Raw genomic sequence first — 1,049 nt, forward strand, 5'->3', positions numbered from 1 at the left:
CGCTTGATTACCCTGACTCGGCAAGTGCAATAAAAATGGCTGAGTCTCTAGACCCCTCATACTGCCGGGTAAAGGTCGGGAAGGAACTATATACACGTTGTGGACCTCAGATATTGGAGTCCCTGCATGGTCTTGGTTTTGAGGTGTTTCTCGATCTAAAATTTCACGATATTCCAAATACGACAGCTAATGCAGTTGCTGTGGCTGCAGACCTTGGTGTCTGGATGGTAAATGTTCATGCATCTGGTGGACGGCAGATGATGGAAGCCTGCGTTTCCAAGTTAACTAGCTATCAGAAAAAGCCCTTGTTGATTGCTGTTACGGTGTTGACTAGCATGCAAGACGCAGACCTTCATGAGCTTGGTTTGGAGGTGTCAGCGCAACAGCAGGTAAATCGATTGGCCGAGCTCAGTAGAGATGTAGGAATGGATGGCGTAGTGTGTTCTTCACACGAGGTAGCTGAGTTAAAGGCTAACTTAGGGGCTGACTTTAAGTTGGTGACCCCGGGAATAAGGCCTGCATTTGCTTCAGTGGGGGATCAGAAGCGGATTATGACACCGTATGAAGCTGTTCAGGCTGGCTCAGACTATTTGGTGATAGGTAGGCCAATTACTCAAGCTGATGACCCAATGGATGCCTTATCAAAGATAACCAAGGAGCTGGCGCTTGGGTAAGGTTTCAAAAAGCTTGATAGCTTTGTTCTGTTTTGTTCCTGTTATGCTTAGTTTTGCCGGGCCGGAATCGAAACATGAAGCGTCAAGCACTTTGGGTTTTCCCGTAATAAGCTATCTAGCGCATATGCAGCAGACCTATACATTCGTATTGATAGGAGAAGCGGAACGGTCATTCCTATTTTTTGATGTCCAAGATGCAGCTTACATCCGACATCACACCCAGTCTAACAAGAGTAATTATGCAGAGCTTCTAACTCTGAATTATGAAAGAGATTTGCCTAAAGAGAAGGTTCACAATGCTTTGTCAGAAGGGCTTGAGAAAAATCTTTCAAATCACGACTTTCAGGCGCTTTCTCAAGAAATAACTAAGCTGGT

Annotated in this window: 2 protein-coding genes; both read left to right on the top strand. The window is 45.4% G+C overall.

Annotated elements, in window-relative coordinates; genetic code table 11:
- Nucleotides 1-674 (top strand): orotidine-5'-phosphate decarboxylase (gene pyrF, locus A3729_RS18420; RefSeq protein ID WP_068634171.1); only part of this gene is annotated, 674 nt, incomplete at its 5' end.
- Nucleotides 667-1,049, top strand: a 383-nt coding sequence (locus A3729_RS18425) for a hypothetical protein (RefSeq protein ID WP_156498008.1), incomplete at its 3' end; no start/stop codon positions are given. The genes pyrF and A3729_RS18425, both read left to right, overlap by 8 nt.

Source organism: Oleiphilus sp. HI0043 (assembly GCF_001634935.1).